Raw genomic sequence first — 17,074 nt, 5'->3', positions numbered from 1 at the left:
ACGGGACCTTACTCCGCCGCCAGCCGCCGCTCCACGACGATCCGCACCGGCAGGGACTTCACCGCCGGCGTCATGCTCTCCTCGGCGTAGTGAGAGACCGGGGCCAGGACGTTGCATTCCGGGTAGTAGCCGCCGAGGCAGCCGTCCGGCAGGTTGAACGGGGTGACCGTCAGTCCGTCCTTGCGGCGGGGCACATTGTCCACCGCGGCGCTCTCCAGCGCCACCACGTCGCCCGCCGCAAGACCCAGCTTCGCCATCTCCGCTTCGTTGATCAGCAGGATCTCGCGCGAGCCGCTCAGGCCGCGCAGGCGGTCGTTGTAGCCGTAGACGGTGGTGTTGAACTGGTCGTTCGAGCGCAGGGTCATCAGCCGGTAGACGCCGGGGTCGTCGTCGAAGCCGGTCGCGGAAAGGGCGGTGGGCGTGACGAAGCCGGCCTTGCCGCCCGGCGCGTCGCTGAAGTCGCGCTCGCGGGCCTTGTTGCCGCGATGGAAGCCGCCGGCGTCGTGGAAGCGAGCGTTGAAGCCCCTGAACCACTGCGGATAGGTGGCCTCGATGGCGTCGCGAACCTTGGCGTAGTCCGCTGTCCAGGCCGTCCAGTCCACGTTCGGATTGGGCTCGAGCGTGGCCTGGGCGATCCCTGCGACGATGGCGGGCTCCGAGCGCAGGTTTACGCTCGCCGGCGCGCGGTCGCCGAAGGAGGCGTGGATGAAGCTGGTCGCGTCTTCGGTCGACACGGACTGCGGCCCGCTGGCCTGTTCGTCGCGTTCGATGCGGCTCAGGCAGGGCAGCAGATAGGCCGTCTTGCCGTTGATCAGGTGGCTGCGGTTCAGCTTGGTGGCGATCTGGACGGTCAGCTCCAGGTCGCGCCAGGCGGCTTCCACCCGCGGGATGTCCGGAATGGCGCGCAGGAAGTTGCCGCCCAGGCCGATGAAGGCCTTTACGGTCCCGCCGAGCACGCCCTCGCAGGTCTCGACGGTGTTGAGCCCCTTCTCGCGCGGCGGCTCGAAGCCGTAGAGCTGCTTCAGCAGGTCCAGCGGGGCCAGTTCCGGCTTCTCGGTGACGCCCACCGTGCGCTGGCCCTGGACGTTGGAGTGGCCGCGGACCGGGCAGACGCCCGCGCCGCGCCGGCCGATGTTGCCCTTCAGCAGCAGGAGGTTGGTGATCAGGCGCACGTTCTGGACGCCGAGCCGGTGCTGGGTCAGGCCCATGCCGTAGATGCCGATCGCCGCCGTGCTTCTGGCGTAGGTGGCGGCCGCATGGGCGATGTCGGCCTTCGGCAGGCCGGCGTGGCGTTCGATCTCGTCCCAGGTCGCTGCGCGGCAGTAGGCGGCGAAGGCCTCGAAGCCCGAGGTGTGTTCGGCGATGAAGGCGTGGTCGAGGACGGCCGGCGCGCCTGCGGCGCGGGCCGCATCGTCGGCCTCGATCAGCCATTTGCAGAGGCCGACCAGCACCGCCGGATCGCCGCCGGTTTTCACCTGGTGATATTCCGAGCTGATCCGGGTGGCCGCGCCGGTGAGCATCTGGAAGGGCGACTGCGGATTGACGAACCGCTCCAGGCCCCGCTCGCGCAACGGATTGAAGGTGATGATCGGCGCGTCGCGCTTCGCCGCGGCCTCCAGGAGGTGCAGCATGCGCGGGCTGTTCGAGCCGGGGTTCTGGCCGAAGAACAGGATGCAGTCCGCGTGCGGGAAGTCGTCCAGGGTGACGGTGCCGACCGGCACGCCCAGGCTCTCCCTCAGCCCGACCGAGCTCGACTCGTGGCACATGTTAGAGCTGTCGGGCAGGTTCTGGCTCCCGTACATGCGCGCCAGCAGGGCGTACATGTAGCTGGTCTCCAGCGCCGCGCGGCCCGAGGCGTAGAAGACCACCGACTTGGGATCCAGCCGCTTCAGGGCGGCGCCGATCGCGGCGTACGCCTCGTCCCAGCCGCAGGGCACGTAGCGGTCGAGCTGGGGGTCGTACCGCAGGGGGTCGGTCAGCCGTCCGGCATGTTCCAGGTCGTAGTCGCTCCACGCCTGGAGCTCGGTGACCGTGTGTTCGGCGAAGAAGGCCGGGGTGCACCGCCGGCGGGTCAGGTCCCACAGGGTCGCCTTGGCGCCGTTCTCGCAGAACTCCGCCAAGTGCGGCTCGGCGGGCTTGGCCCAGGCGCAGCTGGTGCAGGTGAAGCCGTCCGGCTTGTTCTGGCGCAGCAGTTCGCCGACCGGCAGGTCGCCCTCCGCCAGCGTCACCTTGCTGACGCCCTCCAGCGATCCCCAGCCGCCGACGGGGCCGCGGTAGGCGCGCTTCCTGGCCGGATGCGGGGCGCTCTTTTCCGACCGATCCATCTGCAGGCTCCGGAGCGAGTGGCTGTCGGTCAACGGCTCGCGACACGGGGAGTTCGCCGGGCGCCCAGGACCGTTCTAGAACGTTAGGCTGCTGCTGCGTCGAGGGGAAGATCATGGCCGACGGACCCGCCCAGGCCGGAGTCGCAACGCCGTCAGGCCCCGCGACCAGCCGTGCGTTCGAGGTGATCCGCTACGGCGGCGCTGGCGCGGTGCGCGCCAGCCGCCTCGCGCCGGAGGAGGCGCCCGTGGCTCTCGTGCATGACGCGGCGACCACGGCGGTGATGCTGGCCACGCCGGCGGACCTGGAAGACTTCGCGGTCGGCTTTTCCCTGACCGAAGGCCTCGTCGAGCACGCCAGCCAGATCGACGCGCTGGAGGTGGTCGAGACCGAGCTCGGCTTCGAGGCGCGTGTCTGGCTGGCGGCGGCGAGCGGCGCCGTCCACGCCGCGCGCCGCCGGCGGCTGGCCGGGCCGACGGGCTGCGGCCTGTGCGGAATCGACAGCCTGGAGGCGGCGCTGCGGCCCGCTCGCCGCGTGGGCGACGGCCTGCGAGTCTCGGCGGACCAGGTCTACGCCGCGGTCGAAGCCCTGGCGGCGGCGCAGTCGTTGGGGGCGGCGACCCGCGCGGTCCATGCGGCTGGCCGGTGGCGACCCGACAGCGGCCTCGTCGCCGTCCGTGAGGATGTCGGCCGGCACAATGCGCTCGACAAGCTGGCGGGCGCGCTGGCGCGATCCGGGGAGCCGGCCGGCGACGGGATCCTCGTGCTGACCAGCCGGGTGTCGGTGGAGATGGTGCAGAAGGCCGCCGCCATCGGCGCCCAGGTGGTGGTCGCCGTCTCGGCCCCCACGGCGCTGGCCGTGCGCACGGCCGAGGCCTGCGGCCTGACCCTCGTCGCCGTGGCCCGGGCCGACGGCTTCGAGGTCTTCACCCATTCCGAACGGATCTCGTGAGAGGTTCGTCGCGACCTTGTGTCGGAGCCCGATATCAAGCTCCTGCGTTCGTCCGCCAATAGGCCTATATCCATACCATGCCGCCCCGCCTGCGCCCCACCCGCCTGGAATACGTCGTCGACGGCGTGAAGCTGCGTAGCCAGCTGACCGCCGCCGCGCTCGAGAACCTGCGCAGCGAGCAGGAACAGCGCAAAGCTGCGCTCGAGGTGCTGAAGCAGGCCCTGTTCCGCGGGCGGATGATCGCCAAGGAGCGGCTGGAGAACGGCGCCAGCGGGATCGAGACGGCCCGGCTGATCTCGGGCGTCACCGACGAGGTGATCACCGCCCTCTACGACTTCGTCACCATCCACATCTATCGCGCCCGCAATCCGAGCGAGGGCGAGCGGCTGGCGCTGATGGCGGTCGGCGGCTACGGGCGCGAAACCCTGGCGCCCTTCTCCGACATCGATCTGCTGTTCGTGCGGCCCTACAAGCAGACCGCCCACGCCGAGAGCGTGATCGAATACATGCTCTACGCCCTGTGGGACCTGGGCTTCAAAGTCGGCCACGCCTCGCGCACGATCGAGGAATGCGTGCGGCTCGCGCGTGAGGACTTCACCATCCGCACCTCGATCCTCGAGGCCCGGCGCCTGACCGGCGACCAGGCGCTGGCGGACGAGTTGATGCGTCGGTTCCAGAACGATGTGGTCAAGGGCACCGGCCCGGAGTTCGTCACCGCCAAGCTCAAGGAGCGCGACGAGCGCCACGCCCGCGCCGGCTTCAGCCGCTACATGGTGGAGCCCAATGTGAAGGAAGGCAAAGGCGGCCTTCGGGACCTCAACACCCTCTTCTGGATCGCCCAGTACCTGCATCCGGGCCAGGCGATCGAGAAGGTGATGCAGCTCGAGATGTTCGAGCGGCGCGAGGTGCGCGCCTTCATCCGCGCCTTCGACTTCCTCTGGGCTGTCCGCAGTCACCTGCACTTCACCACCGGACGGCCCGAGGAGCGGCTGACCTTCGACCTGCAGCCGGAGATCGCCCGCCGCATGGGCTATGGCGACCGCGGCGACGCGCCGGCCGTCGAACGCTTCATGCGTCGCTACTTCCTGGTGGCCAAGGAGGTGGGCACCCTCACCCGGGTCTTCGCCGCCAAGCTCGAGGCCGAGCAGGTGAAGAGCGCGCCGAAGGGCATTTCGCGCCTGCTGCCGCATCGCAAGCCGCCCAAGGTGAAGCCGCTCGACGAGCCGGGCTTCCACGAGATCGGCGGCCGGCTCAACGTCGACGGGCCGCAGACCTTCGAGAGCGATCCGGTCAACCTCCTGCGGCTGTTCCGCATCGCCGACCGGCGCAACCTCGACCTGCACCCGGACGCCTTCACCCTGGCGACCCGGGCCGCGCCGCTGATCACCTCGGCGGTCCGGCGCGACCGGCACGCGGCCAAGGTCTTCCTCGACATCCTGGCGCGCGGGCGCGACCCGCAGCGGACGCTCGGCCTGATGAACGAGACCGACGTGCTCGGCCGTTTCATCCCCGAGTGGGGCCGCATCGTCGCCCAGATGCAGTTCAACATGTACCACTCCTACACGGTGGACGAGCACACGCTGCGGGCCGTGGGCGTGATCGCCGACATCGCCGGCGGACGCTTAGGCCAGGACCACCCGCTGTCGACCCAGATCATGCCGCTGATCGACGATCGCGAGGCCCTGTTCCTGGCCATGCTGCTGCACGACACCGGCAAGGGCGGCGCGGGCGGGCAGGAGAAGGCCGGCGCGCGCGCGGCCCGCCAGGCCTGTGAGCGGCTGGGGCTGGAGCGCTCGAAGATCGAGCTGGTCGCCTGGCTGGTCGAGCACCACCTGGTGATGAGCGACACCGCCCAGAAGCGCGACATCGCCGACCCGCGCACCGTAGCCGACTTCGCCAACATCGTTCAGACGCCCGAGCGCCTGCGTCTCCTGCTGGTCCTGACCACCGCCGACATCCGCGCCGTGGGGCCCGGCGTCTGGAACGGCTGGAAGGGCCAGCTGATGCGCGAGCTCTACATGGCCACCGAGGCGATCTTCCGCGGCGGCCGCGGTTCCGATGCGGCGGCGGCGCTCAAGCGCTACTACGAGAACGCCGCCTACGACGCCCGCGTCCACGTGGCCAAGGCCGATCCCGCCGCGGAGCCCTGGGCGGACTCCATGGAAGACGCCTATCTGAGCGCCTTCCCGACCCAGGAGGTCGTGGCTCACGCCCGGCTCGCCAAGCGCGCCGACGAGGCGCGCGGGGCGGCCGCCGAAGGCCGGATCCTGACCGAACGCAACGCCGCCGAACTGGTGGTCGCCGCCGCCGACCGGCCGCGCCTCTTCGCCGACCTCGCCGCCGCGGTGACCGCGGCCGGCGCCAACGTGCTGGGGGCGCGGGTCTTCACCTCCCGTAGCGGCCAGGCGCTGGACGTCTTCTATGTTCAGGACGTGACCGGCCAGCCGTTTGGCGGCGACAACCCCAAGACGCTGGAGCGGCTCGCCCGCGCCCTGGAGGCCGCCGCCCGCGGCGAGCCCAGCACGCGCGAAGCGCGCCGCACCCCGGATCTCGGCCGGGCCGCCGCCTTCTCCATCACCCCCACCGTCATGCTCGACAATGACGCCTCGGAGACCTCGACGGTGGTGGAGGCTTCGGGCCGCGACCGGCCGGGCCTGCTGGCCGACCTCGCCCGCACCATCTCCGACGCGGACCTCTCGATCCTCTCGGCGCACATCGAAAGCTATGGCGAGCGCGCCGTCGACGCCTTCTACGTGGTCGATCCCGAGGGCCGGAAGCTGACCGACACGCGCCGCAAGAGCAGCCTGAAGACGGCGCTCGAGGCCGCGGTCGTGGACGAGGGCGAGAACCAGGGCCGCCGCGCCAATTTGCAGCGCGCGCGAGCCAGTGTCGCACGCTAGTTTGCGCGGCCGCTTCTTCAGGATCCTGTTCCGTGACCGAGACGACGCCGCTTCCGGCCAGCGAAACACGTGCGCCCGTGGCTGACGCCGCGCCGCCGGCGAAGGGCGGGGGCCTGCTGCGCTCCTCGATGATCTATTCCGCCCTGACCCTGGTCAGCCGGTTCATGGGCCTGGCGCGCGACCTGGTGATCACCGCCCGCCTCGGCGCCAGCCAGACCATCGCGGCGGACGCCTACTATACCGCCCTGGCCTTCCCCAACCTGTTCCGCCGGATCTTCGCCGAGGGCGCCTTCGCGGCCGCCTTCGTGCCCGACTACTCCAAGAAACTGGCCGCGGACGGCAAGGAGGCGGCCGACCGCTTCGCCGCCGACGCCCTGGCCACCGTGGCCGCCGCGACCGTGGCGCTCACCCTGCTGTGCCAGCTGGTGATGCCCTGGCTGATGATGGCCTACAGCTACGGCTACGTGGACGAGCCGGAGAAGTTCAAGCTGGCGGTGGTGCTGACCCAGATCACCATGCCGTACCTGCCGTGCATGGCGATCGCCGCCCTGCTGGCGGGCGTGCTGACAGCGCGGGGCCGGTTCATCATCTACGGCTTCTATCCGACCGTGCTGAACGTGGTGATGCTGGCGGCGGTCCTGCCGCAGCACGACCCCACCCGCGCGGCCTATGCCGCCTCGGTCGGCGTCGTCGCAGCCGGCGTCGCCCAGGCGGCGCTCTGCTGGTGGGGCGTGCACAAGGCCGGCGCCCGGATCCACCCGCGCCACCTGAGGCTGACGCCTGAGGTGAAGCTGCTGGTCCGCCGCATGGTGCCGGGCGCGATCGCCTCCAGCGCCACCCAGATCAACCTCTTCATCTCCGCCGTCCTGGCCTCGAAGGTGGCCGGGATGCGGGTCTGGCTGAACGTCGCCGAGCGCTTCTACCAGTTGCCGCTCAGCCTGGTGGGGGTGGCGATCGGCGTCGCCCTGCTGCCCAGGCTCGCGACCGCCATGCAGAACCGCGAGCACGACGGGGCGCAGGCTTCCATGGACCAGGCGATCGTCTTCGGCCTCGCCCTCAGCCTGCCGGCCGCCGCGGCGCTGATGGCCATGCCCGGCTATTTGGTCGACGCCCTGTTCGCGCGCGGGAACTTCACCTCGGCCGACGCCGCCAACTCGGCCAAGCTGCTGTTTCACTATGGCTGGGGCGTGCCGGCCTTCGTGCTGATCAAGATCCTGCAACCGGCCTTCTTCGCCCGGGGCGACACCAAGACGCCGATGCGCTTTTCGCTCATCTCGGTGGGCGTCAACATCGTGCTCGGCGTGGCGTTGTTCTACACCCTGGGCTTCGAGGGCATCGCGCTATCGACCACCATCGCCTCGTGGATCACCGTCCTGCAGATGGCGCTGAGGCTGCACCGGGACGGCATCTACCGTCCGAGCGCCCGGGCCTGGGGCAAGGTCGTCCGCGTGACCGCCGCCTCCCTCGGCATGGGGACGGTGCTCGCCCTGGCCTCGCACTTCCGCCACCTCCTCGAGGGTCTGCTCTCGAGTTCGCACCTGCTGAAGCTCGGGGCGAAGGAGATCACCGTCCTGGCGGCCTGCCTGGCAGGCGCCGCCATCTATACGGGCCTGCTGTTCGCCTTCGGCGGCGTCACCCCGGCGGAAGCCAAGATGGCGCTGCGTCGGCGCAAGGGCGACAAGGCGGCGCCTCAGATGGACCTGTCCTGACGGACTTGCCCTGCAACCGCTCAGGGCCTATTCGCTCGGACCATGGCTTTTCCCGGACGCAACAGCTGGCGATGGCGCTGAGGCGCCCCCATTCCGCCCGACGCGTCCGCGCGCTCTTGCCTGGTCCCTTCCTTCGAGCCCTGAAGCCAGATCCATGACCGACCAGCCTCCGGCTCCCTACGCGGGCCCCCAGCGCGTGCTCTCCGGCGTGCAGCCCACCGGCGACCTGCACCTGGGCAACTACCTCGGCGCCCTGGTGAAGTTCGCCAGGATGCAGCACGAGATCGAGACCTTCATCTTCGTCGCCGACCTGCACGCCATCACCGTCTGGCAGGATCCCGCCAAGTTGAAGACCCAGGTCCGCGAGATCGCCGCGGCCTATCTGGCGACCGGCCTCGACCCCAAGGTGGCGACCATCTTCGCCCAGTCCGCCGTGCCGGCGCACGCCGAGCTCGCCTGGGTGTTCAACTGCGTCGCCCGCCTCGGCTGGCTCGACCGCATGACCCAGTTCAAGGACAAGGCCGGCAAGCACAAGGAGCGCGAAAGCGTCGGGCTCTACACCTACCCGGTGCTGCAGGCCGCCGACATCCTGGCCTACAAGGCCACCCACGTGCCGGTCGGCGAGGACCAGAAGCAGCACCTGGAGTTGACGCGCGACATCGCCCAGAAGTTCAACAACGACTTCGCGGCCCCGGGCTTCTTCCCGCTGCCGGAGCCGGTCATCCAAGGCGCCGGCGCCCGCATCATGAGCCTGCGGGACGGTACGGCGAAGATGAGCAAGTCGGACCCGTCCGACTATTCGCGCATCAACCTGACCGACGACGCCGACGCCATCGCCCAGAAGGTGCGCAAAGCGCGCACCGACGCCGAGCCGCTGCCGGAGACCGCCGAAGGCCTGGAAGGCCGGGCGGAGGCCCGCAACCTCGTCGGCATCTATGCGGCCTTGGCCGGAGTGAGCGAACAGCAGGTGCTGGCCGAGTTCGTCGGCCAGGGCTTCGGCTCCTTCAAGCCGAAGCTCGCCGATCTCGCCGTCGAGAAGCTCGGCCCGATCGGCGCGGAAATGCGCCGCCTGCTCGCCGACCCGGGCGAGATCGACCGCATCCTCGCCGCCGGCGCCGAGCGGGCCAATGCGGTCGCCGCCCCCACCATGGCCGAGGTGCGCAAGCTCGTCGGCTACTGGGCGGGATAGCGGTCGCACGTCGCGGCGCGGCCCCCGGCTTGCGCCAGCGCCCTCGACGGGCCACATCTGGCGCATGTTTATCCAGACCGAAGCCACGCCCAATCCCGAGGTGCTGAAGTTCCTGCCCGGCCGCGAGGTCATGGGCGAAGGTGCGCGCGACATCCGCGATGCGGACGAAGCCAAGGCTGCGCCGCTGGCCGCGGAGATCTTCGGGCTCGACGGCGTCCGCCGGCTCTACTTCGGCCCTGACTTCCTCACCGTTGAAAAGGCCGCCGACGCCGACTGGGCCCACCTGAAGGCGCCGATCCTGGCGGCCATCATGGACCACTACAGCTCGGGCGCCCGGCTGTTCCCGGGCGAGGCCCAGGGCGAATCGGCCGCCGGCCATTCGGAAGACGGCGTCTACGAGGGCGAGACCGCGCAGATCGTCGCCGAGATCAAAGACCTGCTGGACACCCGCATCCGCCCGGCCGTGGCCCAGGACGGCGGCGACATCCTGTTCGACCGCTTCGACGCCGACACCGGGGTCGTCTGGCTGAACATGCGCGGCGCCTGCTCGGGCTGCCCGTCCTCGACCGCGACGCTGAAGTCCGGCGTCGAGAACATGCTCAAACACTATGTGCCCGAGGTGACGGCCGTCGAGCAGACGCTCTAGGCCGCCCAGACGACGACGGATGATCGTTCTCGGACTCGACACCTGCCTGACGGCCTGCTCCGTCGCCGTCAGCGACGGCGAGCGGGTGCTGGCGCACGAGTCCGAGGTGATGGCGCGCGGTCATCAGGAACGGCTCGCCCCCATGGCCGAGCGGGTGATGGCTGACGCCGGCCTGTCGTTTTCGGACCTGCAGCGGATCGGGGTCACCATCGGACCCGGTTCCTTCACCGGCCTTCGGGTGGGCCTGGCCTTCGCCAAGGGCCTGGCCTCGGCGCTCGACATTCCGCTGGTCGGCGTGGGGACGCTGGAAGCGCTCGCCGCCGAAGCCGCGGGGCTGGTGTTCGCCGCCGTCGACGCCCGCCGCGACCAGGTCTATCTGCAGGGCTTCGAGGATGGCCGGCCGCTGATGGCGCCCGACGCCCTGGAGCTGGGGACCGCCGCGGCGCGTCTCGCCGAGATCGCCGCCGGCCGGCCGCTGACCCTGGTGGGGTCCGGCGCGCCGCTCTTGGCGGATTTCGCCCCGGCTGCACGGGTGCTGACGCCGCAGGGCGCCGACGCCCGGCACGTCGCGAGGCTGGCCGTCCTCCGCGCCCCGGGCGCCGCCCGGCCGCTCTATCTGCGGGCGCCGGATGCCCGGTTACCGGCGTGAATCTGGTCTGGACGACGCCGGCCGATGCGCCGGCCATGGCCGAAGTGCACGCCCAGGCCTTCCCCGGGGCCTGGGACGCCGAGGCCTTCTGCGACCTGATGGAGGCCGCAGGCGTATTCGGCCTGCTGGCCGGGACCGCGCCGGCCCAGGGCGTCATCCTCTGCCGGGTGGCGGCGGGCGAGATGGAGGTGCTGACCGTCGGGGTCGCGCCAGCTGCCCGACAACAGGGCGTCGGCAAGGCGTTGATGACCGCGGCGCTCGGCGCCGCGCGGCAGGCGGGCGCCGAAGCGGCCTTCCTGGAAGTCGCGGTGGACAACGCCGCGGCAGTCGCACTCTATGCCCGACTGGGCTTCCGCCGCGCCGGCCTGCGGCGCGGCTATTACGACCGGGGCGAGGAGGGGCGGGCCGACGCGCTGGTGATGCGGCTCGACCTATCCGACGCTTAGACCTATTTTGATTCACATGAATATGGAGCCCAGGCCTGTGTCGGACCGCATTGAGAAGCTCTGCATTGAGAAGGGCATGCGCATGACTGAACAGCGCCGGGTGATCGCCCGCGTGCTGTCGGAAGCCGAGGATCATCCCGACGTGGAGGAGCTGCACCGCCGCTCCCACGCGGTGGACCCGCACATTTCAATCGCCACCGTCTACCGAACCGTTCGCCTGCTCGAAGAGAGCGGCATCATCACGCGACATGACTTCCGCGACGGCCGCTCGCGCTACGAGGAGATGCGGGAGTCGCACCACGACCACCTGATCGATCTGAAGAGCGGCAAGGTGATCGAGTTCATCGACAAGGAGATCGAGGATCTCCAGGAGAAGATCGCCAAGCGGCTCGGCTACAAGCTGGTGGAGCACCGGCTCGAGCTCTACGCTGTCCCGTTGGACGATTGAGGCGCGCACGGGTGGAGTTGCACGCGGCCCCCCGCGCCCCCATAACCCCTGCCATGTCCGAGCTCGCGCCCGTCAAGCGCCTCTATATCAAGACCTACGGCTGTCAGATGAACGTCTATGACAGCGAGCGGATGGCCGACATGCTGGCGCCGCTGGGCTATGGCGTGGCGCTGCGTCCCGAGGACGCGGACCTGGTGGTGCTCAACACCTGCCACATCCGCGAGAAGGCGACCGAGAAGGTCTATTCCGAGCTCGGCCAAATCAGGCTGATGAAGCTGGCGCGACAGGCCGAGGGCGGGACGATGACGATCGCCGTCGCCGGCTGCGTCGCCCAGGCCGAGGGCGAAGAGATCCTGCGCCGCCAGCCCGCCGTCGACCTGGTGGTCGGGCCGCAGTCCTATCACCAGCTGCCGGAGCTGATCGCCCGCGCCCACCGCGCCCGCGGCGAGCGGCTGGCCGCCGACTTCGCTCCGGAAGAGAAGTTCGACGCCCTCATCGCCGAGCGCCGGCCGACCGGGGTGTCAGCCTTCCTGACGGTGCAGGAGGGTTGCGACAAGTTCTGCACCTTCTGCGTCGTGCCCTACACCCGCGGCGGCGAGTGGTCGCGCCCGGCCGGCGACATCGAGGCCGAAGCCCGGACGCTGGCGGAAAAGGGCGTTCGCGAGGTCACCCTGCTCGGCCAGAACGTCAACGCCTACGACGGGGCCAATGACACAGGCTCTGGCCTGGCCGGCCTGGTCCGGCGACTGGCCAGAATCCCCGGCCTCGACCGCATCCGCTACACCACCAGCCACCCGCGCGACATGGACGAGGCGCTGATCGCCGCCCACGCCGAAGTGGAGGCGCTCATGCCTTATCTGCACCTGCCGGTGCAGTCGGGGTCCGACCGGGTGCTCAAGGCGATGAACCGCGCCCACACCGCCGAAAGCTATGTCAGGCTGATCGAGACGATCCGCGCGGCCCGTCCGGACATGGCCATCTCGGGCGACTTCATCGTCGGCTTCCCGGGCGAGACCGAGGCCGATTTCGAGGCCACCCTGCAGCTGGTGCGTGAGGTCGGCTACGCCGGCGCCTTCTCGTTCAAATACTCCCGGCGGCCTGGCACGCCGGCCTCGGCCCTGCCGGGCCAGCTGGCCGACGAGGTCAAGGACGAGCGACTCGCGCGTCTCAACGCCCTGCTCGAAATCCAGCGGATCGCGTTCAACTCCGCCCAGGTCGGCCGCACGCTGCCGGTTCTTTTTGAGAAGCCGGGCCGTCATCCCGGTCAAATCATCGGCCGCAGCCCCTATCTTCAGTCGGTGCATGTGGCGGCGCCGGATCGGCTGATCGGCGAGATCGTGCCCGTGCGGATCGAAAGCGCGGCCAGCAACAGCCTGGCCGGAACCCTGACCCTGGAGACGGTTTGAGCCGAGCGCCTGAATTCCTGCCGTTGTCCGACGCCGCGGTTCGCGCGGTGGCCGGCGCCAACAGCCGCCACGCGGCGCTGATCGAAGACGCCTTCGGCGTCCTGGTCGAGACTCCTGGGGGCGGCGTGTCGCTGAACGGCGACACCCGCGCCCGCAACCAGGCGAAGAAGGCGGTCCAGGCGATCGCCGAGCGCGCCGACCAGGGGCTGGAGATCGGTGAGGCCGATGTCCGCGTCGCCATCGGCAACGCCCGCTCCGGGCATTCCGGGGCCGGCTTTCTGCCGGTCGGCCGGCGCGGCCAGGTGGCGCCAAAGACCGCCACTCAGGCGGAATATCTGCAGGCCCTGGCCGCCAACGACCTGGTGCTCGGGCTCGGCCCCGCCGGCACCGGCAAGACCTTCCTGGCGGTGGCGCACGGCGCGGGCCTGCTGCTGCGCGGCGAGGTCGACCGGCTGATCGTCTCGCGGCCGGCGGTCGAGGCCGGCGAGCGGCTCGGCTTCCTGCCCGGCGACCTGACCGAAAAGGTCGATCCATACATGGCCCCGGTCTGGGAGGCGCTGACCGACATCCTGGGCGCCGAGCAGTTGCGCCGCCGTCGCGAGAAGGGCGAGATCGAGGTCGCCCCGATCGCCTTCCTGCGCGGCCGCACCCTGGCCCACGCCTTCGTCATCGTCGACGAGGCGCAGAATGCGTCGCGCGCGCAGATGAAGATGGTGCTGACGCGGATCGGCGAGGGGTCTCGCATGGCGGTGACCGGCGATCCCACCCAGATCGACCTGCCGAACCCGTCGGACTCCGGCCTCGCCCACGCCGTCGGCCTGCTGGAAGGGTTGAAGAGCATCGGCGTAATCCGCTTCACCGCCGAGGACGTGGTGCGCCACCCGCTCGTGGAGCGCATCGTCCGCGCCTACGACGCCGACGCGGCCAAGCGCGGGCGCACGGTTTGATCGACGTCGAGATCGAGGTCGCCGACTGGACGGCCGCCCTGCCGGACGCCGAGGCGCGGGTCCGCCAGGCTGCGGAGGCCGCGCTGATGCAGGAGGGCGCCGACGGCGAGGGCGTGGTGCTGCTGCTGACCGACGACGCTACGGTGCAGGACCTCAACGCCCGTTTCCGCGGCAAGGACTCGCCCACCAACGTCCTGTCCTTCCCCGCACCGCCGAATCCGGAGCGGCTGTTGGGCGACGTGGCGTTGGCGTTTGGCGTTTGCGCGCGCGAAGCCGTCGACCAGGGCAAGCCGCTTGCACATCATTTGCAGCATCTGGTCGTGCATGGCGTGCTGCACCTTTTAGGATACGACCATATGAGCGATGATGAGGCCGAAGCGATGGAAGGCCTCGAACGCGTCGTCCTGGCCGGGATAGGGGTGCCGGACCCCTACCAGGCGGGCGAAAGGGACCATGACTGACCCCGAACCCTCAAGTAGCGCCGACCCCCGGCCCAAGGGCCGTGGGGTCTTGGCTATCTTCAACATCTTCCGCAAACGGCAGGGGGAGAGCGAATCTCACCCCGAGGAGCACGAGACGCTGGCCACCGGCGAGCTCGTCAGCCATGCGCGGGAGTTCCAGGAGCTTCGCGTCTATGACGTGATGACTCCGCGCGCCGACATCGTCGCCATCGAGCAGGACCTCGGCTTCGCCGATGTCGTCGCCCGTTTCGTCGAGGCCGAGCATTCGCGGATGCCGGTCTACAAGGACACGCTCGACGAGCCGGTGGGCCTGGTCCACGTCAAGGACGTCTTCAAGCTGCTCGCCCGCAAGACCGGCGGGCCGGCGGCCAATGACCAGATCCTGCAGGACGGCCGGCGCATCCTGCGCAAGCTGCTATTCGTGCCGGGATCAATGCGCGCCTCCGAGCTCCTCGGCCTGATGCGCGCCCGGCGCACCCACATGGCCCTGGTGATCGACGAGTTCGGCGGCACCGACGGCCTGGTCACGCTCGAGGACCTGCTGGAATGCCTGGTCGGCGACATCGCCGACGAACACGACGAAGAGGACGACCAGGGCTTCGCCCCGATCGCCGAGGACGCCATGGGCTGGATCGCCGACGGGCGCGTGCCGCTCGAGGATCTGGAGGCGGCGATGGGCGCCGGCGTCGATCTCGCGCCGCCCGACCTCGACGAGGAGATCGACACCGTCGCGGGCCTGGTCAACGCGCTCGCCGGCCGGGTGCCGCAGCGGGGCGAGGAGATCGACCATCCCGGCGGTTTCGCGATCGAGGTGCTGGCCGCCGATCCCCGCCGGGTCCGGCGGGTGCGAGTCCGCCGCCCGGTCGAACGCGCTGCAGCGTCTTCGGTCTGAGACGCGCGTGGCGGCTGAAGCGCGGCGGATGAAGATCGACACGGCGTGGGCGCAGCGCGGCTGGGCGCTGGCGGCCGGCCTCGCCGCCGGCTTGGCCCATCCGCCGTTCGGCGTCCTTGTCGGTCTGCTCGGCTACGCCCTGATGTTGCGGATGGTGGAGGCGCCGGCGGCCCGCCCCCTGCGCCAGGCCTTCTTCCGCGGCTGGCTCGCAGGCCTGGGCTATTTCGCCGTCAGCGTCTGGTGGGTCGTCGAGCCCTTCATGGTCGACGCCAAGACCCAGGGCTGGATGGCGCCGTTCGGCCTGACCTTCCTGGCCGGCGGGCTGGCGCTGTTCTGGGGCGCCGCCGCCCTGGCCTATCGGGCGTTGAAACCCCGCGGCTTCGGCCGGGTGCTGGTCTTCGCCGGCTGCCTGGCCGGCGCCGAGTGGCTGCGCGGCCACGTCCTGACCGGCTTTCCCTGGGACCTGCCGGGCGAGAGCTGGCGCGCGGGCTCGGCGCCCTCGCAGCTGGCCTCGGTGGTGGGCGTCTATGGCCTGAGCTGGATCACGCTCGCCCTCGCCAGCGCCCCGGCCCTGCTGTTCGACGTCCGGCCCCGGCGCGACCGCGCCGTGGCGCTGGCCGCAGCCCTGGCCGCGCTGGCGGGCCTCTACGGCTTCGGCGCGGCGCGCCTGACCGGCGCCCGTCCGGTCGCGGCGAGCGCGCCGCACGTTCGCGTCGTCCAGGCCGATATCGACCAGAAGGACAAATGGCGGCCGGAGAACCTCAACCAGATCTTCGCCACCTATCTCGAACTCTCCCGGCGCCCCTCCTCTGGCGTCTCTGCCGCGACGCGGCCGGACATCGTCGTCTGGCCGGAGGGCGCGCTTCCGGCGGTGATCGACGACCTGTTGGCGCCGGAGCTGCCCTATGCGCCGGCGCTCTCGGCGGCTCTGGCGCCCGGCCAGACCCTGTTGATGGGCGCCAACCGCGCCGAAACCGGACCGCTCGGCCAGCCGCGCTACTTCAACAGCCTGATCGCCTTCCACCGCGAGGCCGCAGGCCTGCGCGTCAGCGGGGTCTACGACAAGCACCGGCTGGTGCCGTTCGGCGAATTCATGCCGCTCGCCGACTTCGCCACCAAGGTGGGCTTCCGCAGCCTGGTGCACATGCCGGAGGACTTCACCGCCGGCCCGCCGCCGCGGCCGCTGGTCGCCGCCGGAATGCCGCCGGTGCAGCCGTTGATCTGCTACGAGGCGTTGTTCCCGGGCCTGGCGCGGGAAGGCGACGGGCGTGCCGACGTGCGTGCGGCCTGGATCCTGAATGTCTCGAACGACGCCTGGTTCGGCGCGACCAGCGGACCTTTGCAACACCTGAACCTGGCCAGCTACCGGGCGATCGAGGAGGGCCTGCCGATCGTGCGCGCGACGCCGACCGGGGTCTCCGCGGTGATCGACGCCTATGGCCGGGTCCTGCCTGGGGCGCGGCTGGGACTGGGCGAATTCGGAGTCATCGACGCGCGCCTGCCGCCCGCGCTCGCCCCCACGCCCTACGTACGGTGGAATGACAGCGCCTTTGCCCTCATGATGCTCGTGTCATTAGGCGCCTTGTTCACAGATCGCGTTCGGCGAGCATGAATTCTTGACGCCGCCCGCGTCAGCTGGCTCAAGGGTTAACGAAGCCTAACGATCTCGAGGTCGCATGAATAAGCTCGCAGACTTCGACACCGGTCCCAATCCGGTCGACCGGCACGTCGGCTTGCGCATCCGTCTGCGGCGCAAGGAGCTTGGCATCAGCCAGGAGAAGCTGGCCGATTCCATCGGACTGACCTTCCAGCAGGTCCAGAAATACGAGCGGGCCGCCAATCGGGTGAGCGCCTCGAAGCTCTGGGAGGTCGCCCGGGCCCTGAACACGAACATCGCCTACTTCTATGAAGGTCTCGCGTCGGAAGGCGCCGCCCAGCCGCGCCTTAACGCGGGCCTCGACGAATTCCTGATGACCTCCGAGGGCGTCGAGCTCGTTCGCTACTTTCCCCAGATCCCCCGGTCCGGCGTCCGCCGCCAGATCCTGGAGCTGGTCCGCAGCATGGCGGTGGAGTCAGAAGATAGCTGAGGGGAGCCCGCCCGCTTGGC

Annotated in this window: 15 protein-coding genes; 14 read left to right on the top strand and 1 reads right to left on the bottom strand. The window is 70.3% G+C overall.

Annotated features, from left to right (window positions below):
- Positions 1–8: 8 nt before the first annotated feature.
- On the bottom strand, positions 9–2,324 hold the full coding sequence (locus tag ACSQ2B_RS16040; protein ID WP_436051362.1) for an FdhF/YdeP family oxidoreductase: 2,316 nt from the start codon (positions 2,322–2,324) through the stop codon (positions 9–11).
- Between the two features lie 113 nt (positions 2,325–2,437).
- Here ACSQ2B_RS16040 and fdhD point away from each other — a divergent pair, with 113 nt between their 5' ends.
- The 14 genes from fdhD (at position 2,438) to ACSQ2B_RS15970 (ending at position 17,054) form a co-directional block, all read left to right on the top strand.
- On the top strand, positions 2,438–3,274 hold the full coding sequence (gene fdhD / locus ACSQ2B_RS16035) for a formate dehydrogenase accessory sulfurtransferase FdhD (RefSeq protein ID WP_436051360.1): 837 nt from the start codon (positions 2,438–2,440) through the stop codon (positions 3,272–3,274).
- Positions 3,275–3,351: 77 nt separating this feature from the next.
- A complete protein-coding gene (locus tag ACSQ2B_RS16030; RefSeq protein ID WP_436051358.1) occupies positions 3,352–6,174 on the top strand; it encodes a [protein-PII] uridylyltransferase in 2,823 nt (940 codons plus the stop codon).
- A gap of 32 nt (positions 6,175–6,206) precedes the next feature.
- On the top strand, positions 6,207–7,883 hold the full coding sequence (murJ, locus tag ACSQ2B_RS16025; protein ID WP_436051356.1) for a murein biosynthesis integral membrane protein MurJ: 1,677 nt from the start codon (positions 6,207–6,209) through the stop codon (positions 7,881–7,883).
- Positions 7,884–8,037: 154 nt separating this feature from the next.
- Entirely contained in the window at positions 8,038–9,072 is a 1,035-nt protein-coding gene (gene trpS, locus ACSQ2B_RS16020) for a tryptophan--tRNA ligase (protein ID WP_436051354.1), read from the top strand.
- 64 nt (positions 9,073–9,136) lie between these two features.
- Complete coding sequence (locus ACSQ2B_RS16015; RefSeq protein ID WP_436051352.1) at positions 9,137–9,718, top strand: NifU family protein; 582 nt, start codon at positions 9,137–9,139, stop codon at positions 9,716–9,718.
- A 22-nt stretch (positions 9,719–9,740) separates the two neighbouring features.
- Entirely contained in the window at positions 9,741–10,367 is a 627-nt protein-coding gene (gene tsaB, locus ACSQ2B_RS16010; RefSeq protein ID WP_436052578.1) for a tRNA (adenosine(37)-N6)-threonylcarbamoyltransferase complex dimerization subunit type 1 TsaB, read from the top strand.
- The gene (locus ACSQ2B_RS16005; RefSeq protein ID WP_436051350.1) at positions 10,364–10,813 is read left to right on the top strand and encodes a GNAT family N-acetyltransferase; all 450 of its coding nucleotides are present in this window, start codon (positions 10,364–10,366) and stop codon (positions 10,811–10,813) included. The genes tsaB and ACSQ2B_RS16005 overlap by 4 nt, the downstream gene beginning before the upstream one ends.
- A 76-nt stretch (positions 10,814–10,889) precedes the next feature.
- Positions 10,890–11,261, top strand: coding sequence for a Fur family transcriptional regulator (locus ACSQ2B_RS16000; RefSeq protein WP_436052576.1), 372 nt, complete (start codon positions 10,890–10,892; stop codon positions 11,259–11,261).
- Positions 11,262–11,314: 53 nt separating this feature from the next.
- Positions 11,315–12,667, top strand: coding sequence for a tRNA (N6-isopentenyl adenosine(37)-C2)-methylthiotransferase MiaB (gene miaB, locus ACSQ2B_RS15995; protein WP_436051349.1), 1,353 nt, complete (start codon positions 11,315–11,317; stop codon positions 12,665–12,667).
- Positions 12,664–13,614: a PhoH family protein gene (locus tag ACSQ2B_RS15990; protein ID WP_436051347.1), complete on the top strand. Its 951-nt coding sequence runs from the start codon at positions 12,664–12,666 to the stop codon at positions 13,612–13,614. Before miaB ends, ACSQ2B_RS15990 begins: the two co-directional genes overlap by 4 nt.
- Positions 13,611–14,075 (top strand): rRNA maturation RNase YbeY, encoded by a 465-nt coding sequence (gene ybeY, locus ACSQ2B_RS15985; RefSeq protein ID WP_436051346.1) that lies wholly within the window; start codon positions 13,611–13,613, stop codon positions 14,073–14,075. Before ACSQ2B_RS15990 ends, ybeY begins: the two co-directional genes overlap by 4 nt.
- Entirely contained in the window at positions 14,068–14,967 is a 900-nt protein-coding gene (locus ACSQ2B_RS15980) for a hemolysin family protein (protein WP_436051344.1), read from the top strand. The genes ybeY and ACSQ2B_RS15980 overlap by 8 nt, the downstream gene beginning before the upstream one ends.
- 7 nt (positions 14,968–14,974) lie before the next feature.
- Complete coding sequence (gene lnt, locus ACSQ2B_RS15975; protein WP_436051342.1) at positions 14,975–16,579, top strand: apolipoprotein N-acyltransferase; 1,605 nt, start codon at positions 14,975–14,977, stop codon at positions 16,577–16,579.
- Between the two features lie 64 nt (positions 16,580–16,643).
- Positions 16,644–17,054: a helix-turn-helix domain-containing protein gene (locus ACSQ2B_RS15970; RefSeq protein WP_436051340.1), complete on the top strand. Its 411-nt coding sequence runs from the start codon at positions 16,644–16,646 to the stop codon at positions 17,052–17,054.
- Positions 17,055–17,074: the final 20 nt, after the last annotated feature.

The organism is Phenylobacterium sp. LjRoot225 (assembly GCF_964252855.1).
Classification (GTDB): Bacteria; Pseudomonadota; Alphaproteobacteria; order Caulobacterales; family Caulobacteraceae; genus Phenylobacterium.
Note: the sequence above shows the minus strand (reverse complement) of the source record. Positions and strands in the feature narration are given on the sequence as shown.

Bases quoted from the DNA above. Each gene is read 5' to 3' on its own strand.
- ACSQ2B_RS16040 (WP_436051362.1), bottom strand. From the start codon at position 2,324: ATGGATCGGTCGGAAAAGAGCGCCCCGCATCCGGCCAGGAAGCGCGCC.
- fdhD (WP_436051360.1), top strand. From the start codon at position 2,438: ATGGCCGACGGACCCGCCCAGGCCGGAGTCGCAACGCCGTCAGGCCCC.
- ACSQ2B_RS16030 (WP_436051358.1), top strand. From the start codon at position 3,352: ATGCCGCCCCGCCTGCGCCCCACCCGCCTGGAATACGTCGTCGACGGC.
- trpS (WP_436051354.1), top strand. From the start codon at position 8,038: ATGACCGACCAGCCTCCGGCTCCCTACGCGGGCCCCCAGCGCGTGCTC.
- ACSQ2B_RS16015 (WP_436051352.1), top strand. From the start codon at position 9,137: ATGTTTATCCAGACCGAAGCCACGCCCAATCCCGAGGTGCTGAAGTTC.
- ACSQ2B_RS16000 (WP_436052576.1), top strand. From the start codon at position 10,890: ATGCGCATGACTGAACAGCGCCGGGTGATCGCCCGCGTGCTGTCGGAA.
- miaB (WP_436051349.1), top strand. From the start codon at position 11,315: ATGTCCGAGCTCGCGCCCGTCAAGCGCCTCTATATCAAGACCTACGGC.
- ACSQ2B_RS15980 (WP_436051344.1), top strand. From the start codon at position 14,068: ATGACTGACCCCGAACCCTCAAGTAGCGCCGACCCCCGGCCCAAGGGC.
- ACSQ2B_RS15970 (WP_436051340.1), top strand. From the start codon at position 16,644: ATGAATAAGCTCGCAGACTTCGACACCGGTCCCAATCCGGTCGACCGG.